Origin of the sequence: Janthinobacterium sp. BJB426 (genome assembly GCF_002735705.1) — a bacterium.
GTDB lineage: Bacteria > Pseudomonadota > Gammaproteobacteria > Burkholderiales > Burkholderiaceae_D > Janthinobacterium.
In genome coordinates this window covers 1-10,816 of record NZ_PDZL01000042.1, presented here as the reverse complement: position 1 = coordinate 10,816, position 10,816 = coordinate 1, and the positions used below count along the sequence as shown (strand labels likewise).

At 63.3% G+C, this 10,816-nt stretch carries 8 protein-coding genes; 3 read left to right on the top strand and 5 right to left on the bottom strand.

All coding sequences use genetic code 11. The annotated features are described in order from the left end of the window. Positions 1-168: 168 nt before the first annotated feature. Both CSQ93_RS28345 and CSQ93_RS28340 read right to left on the bottom strand, forming a co-directional pair. Positions 169-753, bottom strand: a complete 585-nt coding sequence (locus CSQ93_RS28345) for a chromate transporter (protein WP_099380902.1) — start codon at positions 751-753, stop codon at positions 169-171. Beyond that, on the bottom strand, positions 750-1,337 hold the full coding sequence (locus CSQ93_RS28340) for a chromate transporter (protein WP_099380901.1): 588 nt from the start codon (positions 1,335-1,337) through the stop codon (positions 750-752). The genes CSQ93_RS28345 and CSQ93_RS28340 overlap by 4 nt, the downstream gene beginning before the upstream one ends. A gap of 217 nt (positions 1,338-1,554) precedes the next feature. Between CSQ93_RS28340 and CSQ93_RS28330 the strand changes: the two genes are divergently transcribed. Then, positions 1,555-1,776, top strand: coding sequence for a hypothetical protein (locus CSQ93_RS28330; protein ID WP_099380899.1), 222 nt, complete (start codon positions 1,555-1,557; stop codon positions 1,774-1,776). A gap of 417 nt (positions 1,777-2,193) precedes the next feature. On the opposite strand, the gene CSQ93_RS28325 is transcribed toward CSQ93_RS28330, so the two are convergent. Then, positions 2,194-2,793, bottom strand: a complete 600-nt coding sequence (locus CSQ93_RS28325) for a hypothetical protein (protein WP_233516392.1) — start codon at positions 2,791-2,793, stop codon at positions 2,194-2,196. Positions 2,794-3,155: 362 nt separating this feature from the next. Further along, positions 3,156-3,698, bottom strand: a complete 543-nt coding sequence (locus CSQ93_RS28320; protein WP_099380898.1) for a phosphohydrolase — start codon at positions 3,696-3,698, stop codon at positions 3,156-3,158. A 200-nt stretch (positions 3,699-3,898) separates the two neighbouring features. Between CSQ93_RS28320 and CSQ93_RS28315 the strand changes: the two genes are divergently transcribed. Together CSQ93_RS28315 and CSQ93_RS28310 are read left to right on the top strand one after the other, a co-directional pair. Continuing rightward, positions 3,899-7,042, top strand: a complete 3,144-nt coding sequence (locus CSQ93_RS28315; protein ID WP_233516391.1) for an NAD(P)-binding protein — start codon at positions 3,899-3,901, stop codon at positions 7,040-7,042. Continuing rightward, on the top strand, positions 7,039-7,950 hold the full coding sequence (locus tag CSQ93_RS28310; RefSeq protein WP_099380896.1) for an alpha/beta hydrolase: 912 nt from the start codon (positions 7,039-7,041) through the stop codon (positions 7,948-7,950). Before CSQ93_RS28315 ends, CSQ93_RS28310 begins: the two co-directional genes overlap by 4 nt. Here the strand turns inward: CSQ93_RS28310 and CSQ93_RS28305 are convergent. Further along, a complete protein-coding gene (locus CSQ93_RS28305; RefSeq protein WP_233516393.1) occupies positions 7,935-10,691 on the bottom strand; it encodes a hybrid sensor histidine kinase/response regulator in 2,757 nt (918 codons plus the stop codon). The two genes, CSQ93_RS28310 and CSQ93_RS28305, sit on opposite strands and share 16 nt — an antisense overlap. Positions 10,692-10,816 lie beyond the last annotated feature (125 nt).

Here is a 10,816-nt window from a genome sequence, read left to right as displayed (position 1 = left end):
GCCGCTGGCGTCGGTTCAGGTGAGCAAACTGGGCGATAAAACGGATCCATTCGGCTGGCTGCATGATCTGCTCCCTGTGTGGTAAGTATGCAGAGTCAGACAGCAATGCCAAGGGAAGATTCCGGCAGTTCCCCTATTTACCGATGACAGAGCCTTTTGATAGGCGTACTAAACCAGCTGGAACCAGCCTAGCACGGCGCCAGCGGCCAGCAGCCACAACAAATGGATCTTCGTGCGCCAGATGATCAGGCCGGCTACGATGGACAGGCTCCACAGGGGCCAGTCGGTGCGGATGTCATGGTTGGCGCCGCCCAAAATCATGCCCGTGGAAATCAGGAGGGCAACGACGATGGGCGCCATGCCTTGCTTGAAGGCGCGCACGGGGCGCAGGTCGCGGTTGCGGTAGCCCCACTGGGCTGCCACGTAGGTGAGGGTGGTGCTGGGCAGCATGATGCCCACCATCGTCACCAGCACGCCCAGATACGCCGCCGCATAGCTGCCCGCGTTCATGCCCACGTTCCAGCCCATCAGGGCGACGAACAGCACGTTCGGGCCGGGCGCGGCCTGTGCGATGGCGATCGATTCATTGAATTGCGCCTGCGTCAGCCAGCCATGCTGTTCGACGAGGAAACGGTGCATTTCGGACGTGGTGGAAATGGCGCCGCCGATCGACATCAGCGACAGCATCAGGTAGTGGCCGAACAGGTTCAGCCAGTCGCCGGTGCTCAACACCAGTTGCAGGGGCGGATTCATGCGGACAGCTTCCGGTACGTGAGCAGGCAGCCGATGCCGCCCAGGCCCAGCAGGATGTACAGCAGGGGCCAGCGCAGCACGGCCACCATCAGCACGCCCAGCACGGTGATGGACAAGGTCAGCCACAGGGGCAGCGGATGCTTGGCCAGCGCGGTCGCCAGTTTCACGCCCGTGGCGGCGATCATGCCGGCCGAGACGGCGGCCATGCCGCGCAGGGCGCCCGCCATCTGCGGATTGTCGCCAAAATGCGTGTACAGCACGCCCAGCACGAGCACGATGACGAGGGGCACGGCCAGCATGCCGGCCAGCGCCGTCAGGGCGCCTTGCAAGCCGAAATAGCGCCCGCCCACCATCAAGGACAGGTTGACGACATTCGGTCCGGGCATGATTTGCGCCACGGCCCAGTCTTCCAGGAATTCCTCCTGCGTCAGCCAGCGCTTGCGCTCGACCATCTCGCGCTGGATCACGGCCAGCACGCCGCCAAAGCCTTGCAGGGCCAGCCAGGTGAACGAGAAGAACAGGTCGGCAAGCGAGGCGGGCTGCGGGCGGGGAAGGTCGGGCGGAAGGGGAGAAGGCGAGGACATGGCTGATTATCGCCGTGGCCGCTCGCGCTTGTCCATCGCTTTCGGCTGCGCTTGTGCCTGCAAGAAAAAACCGTGGCTCATGTTTCCCTGCCATTGACATCGAGAGTTTATCGGCAATACTTTTAGCGGCAACACGAGCACTGTCCCTTTCCGCGCTGTCGCGGTTCGCACCGCTACGCCGTCTTCCCCTCCGTCCCCTTCGCAGGAGTTGTCCATCATGCCTCATTCCACAGAAACGCTGCATATGCCTGCCATACCGGTGGTGCGTCATGTGCGGATCGACCAGAAGATGTGCGATATCGTCAATCTGGGCATCGCCGTGCAGGCCGCCTTCAGCACCTTGTGTGCGCTGGAATACCTGAAGTCATACAATGTCGCCCCGGAATTGATCGAGCGCGTGCTGCTGCATCCGGAACAGCGCCGCCAGACCGTGCATTGAGTTTCTACGCGGCAACTGTGTTGCCGGCAGCGTGAGTCCGGTGTTGTCGGATTGATCATTACGGCTCAGTTATGCACAAATGATGGGTTAACGAAATTGGCGAAATAATTTTCTTGTGATTATGTGTGAGTTTCTAAGTGTTTGATTTTAATGAGTTTTATTTTTGCTGTTTGATTGAGCAGTTTATTGAAAGCCGCACGGGCTGTGGCTTTGAGGCCTGTCAATAGGCCCTTATCCACAAAGATATCCACAGTCCGTGTGGATATCTGAAAAAGCGCTTAACAATCCGCCACTTAGGAAATTGGAGCCGCTCGGCACATGCGATGGGCCGGCAAGACGGGCCAAAATGGGGCATGCCACAAGCCTGTATGCCTATCCAGTGCTCTGGTTTTTATGACTGAAAGTAGCGGGCGGTGGTCAGGGCGTGCCGCCGGTCGGCGTTGCTGGCGTGTCGCCGCACTGGGCCAGCGCGGCGGCCAGTTCGGTGACCTGTTGCTGCGCTTCGCGCAAGGTGGCGTAGGTGCGCAGCGAGGCGATCACGGTGGTAAACAACTTGCGCGTGGTGAGGTCGGTCTTGCACCAGAAATCGTTGATGTCGTAGTCGATGATGATGCGGTGTTCCAGCGCCTGGCCGGGCTGGCCCGTGCGTAGGATGATGCGCACGGCGCTGTTGTGCAGTTCTTCGCGCACCTGGCGTGCCACTTGCAGGCCGGCATCCTGGGTTTCCATGATCACATCGAGCAGCACCACGGCGATATCGGGAGTGCCGCGCAGTAAGACCAGCGCCTCGGCGCCCGAATACGCGTGCAAAAAGCTCAGCCGGCGGCCCTTGAAACTGGCCTGGCTGAGGGCGAACTTAGTCACCACATGCACGTCGACATCGTCATCGACGATCAGCACGCGCCAGGGCGCCGCGGTGGCGGGTTCTGCCGCCGCATCGGTCCGTCCCAGCGGTTCGTCGACCAGCCAGTCCGGTTCGTCCGCCCCTTTGGCGGAACTGTCGCTATCCGTATTCATGCGTTTATCCACCGTTGATCGTAGTCGCTACTCCACACTATGCCAGTCTGCGGGGTTTGTCAAAACAATGCTGTTCAAGCAAGACGGCCTGGCGCCACTCTGCTTATGCACAGCAAAATATATTTTCATGGTGGCAGAGTAAGTTTGTTCTAGCGCAAACTCGTGAGCGCAAGTCATTGATTTCATTGGGGTAAAAAATTGCCTGTGAAATCAGCAAATTGTTGAAACCCGCATCAATACTGGTGTTGCGGCTTGTCAAGAGGGGCTTATCAACAACTTTATCCACAGTTGCTGTGGATATCTAAAAAAGCCGTGCAAAAACCGGGGCTTAGCGCCCGTTCGTGAAGCTGCGGCAGAAGTGTTCATGCCGCCAGTCCAAACCCGCCCAGCTGGGCAAAGGCCTGCAGGAAGCGCTGCTTGGCTTCGGCCGGGCCCATGGCCTCGATTATACCGGGCAAGGGGGCGATGCCGTCAAGGTAAGCCCAGCGCTCGGCCGAGTGCGGCATCAGGTCGCGCTTTTCCGTGGCCAGCGCGATCAGGTCGGCCCGCTTGATGGGTGCGTAGTCGGAAAAATCCAGGCCATACGTGGCGGCGATGATGGCGCTGACCTTGTCTTCCAGCACCGAAAACTCCGGCAGCAACACTTTCAAGGGTTTCACCATGTCACCCAGGTAGGCTTCGGCCGCATCGTGCAGCAGGGCAGCCAGGCGCAAAGGGGGCGGCACCAGTTCGGCGACGATCAGGCTGTGCTGGGCGACCGAGTAAAACACTTGCGTCTGTCCATTGAAGCGGCACTGGTAAGCGAGGCCGTGGGCGATGTCTTCGATGGCAACCTTGTCGATATGCGGGCGCAAGGGATAAAAGCGGTTGCCGGAATAAGTGGATACGTAGTCGGTAGTAATCATTTCTGGGTCAGTTCGCCTGCTTTGCACGGATGATCCATCCTACACCGGATGGCCGCCACTTGCCTTTCGCTGGTACTCCCCCGTTTCTGCTGAGCCTATGCATCTTGGCAAATCCTTTAATTTATTTCATATCATTCATTGATCTTTCTCAAATACACTGTAGAAATCTTGTTTGAATGAAACTTAAAGGGGACAGGGCAATGACGGCGACACCTTCGGCAAGACCTTCGTATATCTATCAGGGTGGTTCGGTGATGATGCATGCGCCGCTGCAATTGAAACAGTCGGAAATGTACGGCTATTTCGTCCGTGGCGACCTGGCGAAATTGCAAGCGACCGTGAATACCACCCTGAACCAGGTGGCGGGCAGCAAGATGACCCTGAAAGCCCTGTCGCCGTATGTGATGCTGACGTTTACCCGCGTCAACCATGCGGACTCCGCCAATCCCGTCGACCAGGCCAAGGGCTGGATCACGGAAGTCGACATCGTCACCTGGATCATGGTCGGCCAGATGGATGCCGCAGGCAAGCTCGCGCATATCTATTGGTACCCGTGCCATATTTTTGTCGATGACGCGATGGCCCTGATCAATGGGCGCGAACTGTTCGGCTATCCGAAATACCTGTGCGACTACGAAATTCCCGCCGCCGGCAGCGAGCCGCTGCGCTGCTCCGTGGCCGCCAAGGGTTTCCAGCATTTCTCGCCGGAGACGAAACTGGCCCTGCACCCGTTGCTGGAAGTCAACGCCACCGTGCAGACGGGGCAGCACAAGCCCGTCAACAGCTTTTTGGAGCTCATCGAGCAGGCATTCCAGATTTTCCTCTCCATCCCCGATTTCTTCGATATGGACCAGGCCGGCTGGGCCGACATCCTGTCGCTGTTGCGCAATCCCCGCATCGACCAGATTTTCCTCAAGCAGTTCCCGGATAGCGCCGGTGTGAAAGCCGTGTACCAGGCCCTGGTGGCCGCGCCGGCCGAGATCAATCGCCTGCACAGCGCGCGCCTGCTGGGCTACGAGTATGAATGCACGGTGCACGCCTTCGACAGCTTCCCCCTGGACCAGACCCTGGGTTTGAAACTGGGGCCGCAAACGGCCATCCTGCCGTTCAATGTGAACTTCGATTTCACGGCCATGCCGGGCGAGGAACTGGTCGACAATTCCCGCATCGCGCCGGAAAAGATCGCCATTCTCGGCGGTGGCGTGGCGGCCATGACCACCGCGTATTATTTGACGAACCAGCCGGGTTGGCAAAACCAGCACGCCATCACCGTCTACCAGCTGGGCTGGCGCCTGGGCGGCAAGGGCGCCAGCGGACGCAATGCGCAAGTGGGCCAGCGCATCGAGGAACACGGCTTGCACATCTGGTTCGGCTTCTACGCGAATGCCTTCAAGATGATCAAGGAAGCGTATGCGAGCCTGGAACGTCCGCCCGGCGCGCCGCTGGCCACCTGGCGCGACGCCTTCAAACAGCACGATTACGTGGCCCTGTCGGAAGACGTCAAGGGCAAGTGGCGCAACTGGTCCATCGTCTTTCCCACCTTGCCGGGCGAACCGGGAGAGGGCGGCGAAGACATCACCCTGTGGCAGATGGCCATCGCCATGGTGGGCTGGATCGAGCAGTGGATACGCCAGATCCGCCAGGTGGCCGATGCCGATGCGCGCATCGTGCGCGCCAGTGCGTCGCAAGGCGAAGGCGTGTGGCCGGGCTGGCTGCGCCGCCTGGCCGATGAAGTGGTGGGGCAGGCCGATGAACTGGGCCTCGACGTGGGCCTGTCCGTGGGCGCGCTGGTGGCGCTGGTGGCCGACCTGGCGCCGGACTCTACGCGCCACGACCAGGCCCGCCACCAGCTGCTGGCCAGTACCCTGAACGGCATCCGCGCCTGGCTGCGCCTGCGCTACCGCGCCCTGATCGATGGCGACGATGAATTGCGCCGCCTGTTCATTTGCCTGGACCTGGGCATCACGGTCATGAAAGGCATGTTCCAGGATGGCGTGTTCAAGCACGGCTTTGACGTCATTAACGACATCGACTTCCGTGACTGGCTGCGCAAGCATGGCGGCGACGAGCAGTTCAGCGTCAACTCGGCGCCCGTGCGCGGCTTTTACGACCTGGTCTTCGCCTACGAGGGCGGCGATTTTGGAAAGCCGAACATCGAGGCGGGCACGCTGTTGCGTTCGATGGCGCGCATCGGCCTGGCCTACAAGGGCGGCATCATGTTCAAGATGCAGGCCGGCATGGGCGACACGATTTTCACGCCGCTGTACGAAGTGCTGAAGAAAAGGGGCGTGGAATTCAAATTCTTCCAGCGCGTGGAAGAACTGGTGCCGGGCGCGGGCGACATCGACAGCATCCGCATCACGCAGCAGGTGCAATTGAAGGACCCGGCCGCCGGCTACGCGCCGCTGGTGGACGTCAAGGGCCTGGCTTGCTGGCCCAGCGCGCCCGATTACGCGCAGATCGAACCGGCCCAGGCCGCGCTGCTGCAAGCGCAGGACGTCAACCTGGAATCGTACTGGAGCGGCTGGCCGCAGCAGTACCAGCAGGCGTTTGGCCGCGCGCTGCCCGCCACGGTCTTGAAAAAGGGCATCGACTTCGACAAGGTGGTGTTCGGCATTTCCATCGGCTCGCTGCAAGCCCTGTGCCCGCAACTGCTGGCGCAAAGTCCGGCCCTGCAACTGGCGGCCGACAAGGTGAAAACCGTGGCCACGCAGGCCTATCAGGTGTGGTTGAACAAAAACCTGTCGCAGATGGGTTGGACCACGCAGCCGAAGGGCCAGCAGCCGGTGCTGTCGGCCTTCACGGAGCCGTACGACACGTGGGCGCCGATGGACCAGTTATTGGCGCACGAAGACTGGCCGGCGGGGCTGGAGCCGAAAAACGTCTCCTACTTTTGCAGCGCCTTCCCCGTCGACAGCTATCCGCCCGTCACCGACACGGATTTCCCCGCCCGCTGCGCGGCAAGGGCGAAGCAGGGCGCGCTGCACCAGCTGGAACGCGAGATCGGCGCGCTGTGGCCCGAGGCGGGCGCGCCGGGCGCGTTTCCGTGGCAATGGCTGGTCGACGCGAAGGAGCGTGCGGGAGCGACGCGCTTCGACAGCCAGTACTGGCGCGCCAACGTCGATCCGTCCGAGCGCTACGTGATGTCGGTGGTGAACAGCACGCAGTACCGGCTGGCCACCGACCAGTCGGGCTTTTCCAACCTGTTCCTGACGGGCGACTGGATCAAGACGGGCCTCAATGCGGGCTGCGTGGAGGCGGCCGTGATGGCCGGCATGCAGACGTCGCGCGCCATGACCGGGTATCCGGCCGTGATCCAGGGCGAGACGGATTTCAAGGCATGAAACGCCTGATGCTGGTGTGTCTTGTCCTTGTCCACCTGCACGCGGGTGCCGCGCCGCCTGGCGCGATTGTGCTGTGGCCCGGCGCGCCGCCCGGTGGTGCGGCGCCGGGCCCGCAGCGCGACAGCGCCAAAGGCTCCATCACGCAGGTCGACCAGCCTTACCTGATCGCGCACCGCCCGGCGCAGCCGAACGGTATCGCCATGCTCCTGGTCAGCGGCGGCGGTTATGCGCATATCGAGGCGGGCAAGGAGAGCGGCCCCACCGCCAACTGGCTGCAGGCGCACGGCGTCACGGCGTTTGAACTCGTGTATCGCTTGCCACGCGAAGGCGGCGGGGTGGCTGCGCCATTCCAGGACGGCCAGCGGGCCATGCGCGTGATCCGTGCGAGGGCGGCCGAGTGGGGTATCGACCCGGCGCGCATCGGCATGCTGGGTTTTTCCGCCGGCGCGCACCTGGTCGGCATGACGGCCGTGCAGGCCGATGCGGCCCGCTACGCGCCCGTCGATGCGATCGATGGCGTCTCCGCGCGGCCCGACTTTGCCGTGCTGCTGTACCCCGTGCTGACCATGCAAGCGCCATTCGACACGACGCATGCGAAGAAAGAGCTGCTGGGCGCCCATCCCGCGCAGGCGGCGCGCGACGCCTTGTCGGTGGAGTTGCACGTCGATGCGCGCACGCCGCCCATGTTCATTGCGCAGGCGCTCGACGATCCGATTTCCCCGCCCGAGAACAGCCGGCTGATGGCCGCCGCCCTGCGCCGCGCGGGCGTGCCCGTCGAGCTGCACCAGTTCCGGCACGGCGGCCATGGCTGGGGCCTGGGCAAACCGGGCAGCGAGCCGGCCGCCTGGCCGCAACTGCTGCTGGCGTGGCTGCAGGCGCAGGGCTGGATGCCTCAGCCTGCGGGCTGAGTCTTCAGGTCGCGCCGCGCCACAGCCAGCGCCGCCTGCAGCTGCGGCAGGAACTGTTCCACGTTATCGAGCTGGCCGTTCGAGGCCAGGGTTTCCATCTGGTGGCACAGGCCGTGCAGGGTGGGGCGGCTCAGGTAGCCGGCGCTGCCCTTCAAGGCGTGGAAGGCGGCAGCGGCCGCGCTGGCGTTGCCGTCGCGCACGGCGTGGCAGGCCAGGTCCAGGCGCCTCGGCGCTTCCGTCAGGAACGCTTGCGCGATGCGCTGCAAATGCTGCGGCGACAGGCCTGCCAGCGGCAGGATGTGCACGGGCGCCGTCATGGGATCGGCCGGTGCGCTTGGCTCGTCGGCGGCGTCGTCCAGGCCGAACTGGCGCGCCAGGGTATCGTCCTCGATGGGCACGGCTGGGGGCAACGCGTGGCCGCGCGCCAGCAGCAGGTCGATGATGGCGTCGATTTTCTCGAACAGCAGCGCTTCGTCGACGGGTTTGCTGAGGAAATCGTCCATGCCGCAAGCCAGGTAGCGTTGCCGGTCATGTTCGCTGGCGTTGGCCGTCAGCGCGAGGATGGGGATCTGCGCGTCGGAAATGGGGAATTGCGCGTTGCCGCCGTCGCGGATCAGGCGCGCGGCCTGTTCGCCATCCATCAGCGGCATGCGGCCATCCATCAGCACGCAATCGTAGGGTTCCGTGCCCAGCGCGCGCAGCGCCTGCTCGCCGTTTTCCACGATGGTCACGGCATGCCCCATGCTTTCGAGCAGGGTGCCGATGATGATCTGGTTGGTGCGCACGTCTTCGGCGCACAGGATGCGCAGGCGGCAGGCGTGGCGCGCGTGGCGTGCCGGCCGGCGCGCGTCGGCCGCCGGCGCGCTGCCCGGCGTCAGCGGCAAGGTGAAATGGAAGCGCGAGCCGATGCCGATCCGGCTTTCCACGCCGATCGTGCCTTGCATCAGTTCGACCAGTTCCTTGCAGATGGCCAGGCCCAGGCCCGTGCCGCCGTAGCGGCGCGTGGTGGAGTGGTCGGCCTGTTCGAATTTCTGGAACAGGCGCGGCAAGGTATCCGCGTCGATGCCGGGGCCCGTATCGCTGATGATGAATTCGATCTCGCTGCAGCCGTCGCGGCGCGGCGGCGTGCGGGCGCGCCGCACTTCCAGCAGCACTTCGCCATTTGCCGTGAATTTCAGCGCGTTCCCCAGCAGGTTGATGAGGATTTGCCGCAGGCGCGTGGGGTCGGCACGCACGTAGCGCGGCAGGTCCAGCGCCAGTTCGCGGCGCAGCAGCAGGCTCTTGGCGTCGGCCTGGCCCTGCACGATGCCGGCCGCGTCGCCGATCAGCGCCAGCAGGTCGAAGTCCACGGTTTCCAGGGTCAGCTTGCCCGCGTCGATCTTCGAGAAATCGAGGATGTCATTGAGAATGGTCAACAGCGATACGCCATTGTGCAGGCCGATGCGCAGGTACTCCTGCGTGCGGCCCTTGACTGACTGGTCGCGCAAGGCGAATTTCAGCATGCCGATCACGCCGGCCAGCGGCGTGCGGATATCGTGGCTCATGGCGGACAGAAAATCGATGCGGTGGCGGCTGACCACTTCCGCGTGCTCCTTGGCCTTCAGCAGGGCGTCGTTGCTGAGGGTGAGCGCCAGGGTGCGTTCCTGCACGCGCTGTTCCAGGTTGTTGCGCAGCAATCGGATCTGGTCGGCCAGGGCAAATGCCAGCAGCAAGCCGTCGAGCGTGCCGCCCAGCAGTGTCACCAGCTGGGCGTTGGCCACCATGGCCGGCATCAGGCCCAGGTTGGCCGGCAGGATCAGAAAGCCTGGCAGCATCAAGGCGACGAAGGCCAGCACGAAGAAGCGCGCCGGCTGGTAGCCGCGGCGCCAGACGACGATGCCGCAGACGAGCGCCAGCAGCATCCAGATGCTGATGACGATGGTGGCCAGGGTGTGCGCATACGACAGGGCGAAGAAGCAGCTGGGTAGCAGCAGCAGGGGCAGCACCAGGTTGATCTGGCTGATGCGGTACAGCCGGGGCGAATAGTCGCGCAGGCGCAGGAAGTGCATGTAGAACAGGGTGCTGAAGACGGGCAGCAGGAAAAACGGCACGTAATGCAGCTGCAGCAAATGCCAGTCGAACAGGTCGGCAAAGACGTGGAAAGTCATGGCCCAGGCCAGGCCATAGGTCAGCACGTACAGCGCGTAATACGCCGAGGCTTTTTCCAGGGTGATGGAAAAGATGAAGAAATTGAACAGGCCCAGCGCCAGCAGGGCGCCGATCGACGCCACCATCAGAAAGTTTTCCTTGCCTACCAGCTTGCGGTAGTCTTGCTGCGTCTTCACGCCGAACAGGGGCGCGCGCGCGTAATACGGGCTGGAAAAGCGGATCAGGATGTCATACGTGGCGCCTGGCGCCAGTTGTACGTTCCTGCCGTAGTGCAACAAATATTCGTGCGGACGCTGGTAGCCCGTCAGCAAGGTTTGCGGCGCCGCGTGCGGCCCGGGGCCGTACACGTGCAGGTCGACCAGGTCGATCAGGGTGTCGTTCGGGTCGATGACCCAGGCCGTTTCGCTGCTGTCGTTGCGCACCTGCGCATGCAGCCAGTAGGCGCCGCCGAACAGGTCGACTTGTGCGGCTGGACGCTGGCGTGCCAGCCAGGCGGGCAGGGCGGCCGCATCGGCAGGCGCGGCCTCATTTCCGGCGAGAAATAGTTGCCCGCCGTTGCCCAGGTGCTGGATGCCTTGCGTGCTCAGGGGCAAGGGCGCCGCCTGCGCCGCGCCCGCCAGCCCCAGCAGGCCAAACAGCAGACTGAGCAGGAGCGGCCAGCCGCATAGCCAGGCGCAGACGCGGGAGTTGGAAGCGCGGTGGCGGGAAGGGGGCGGGT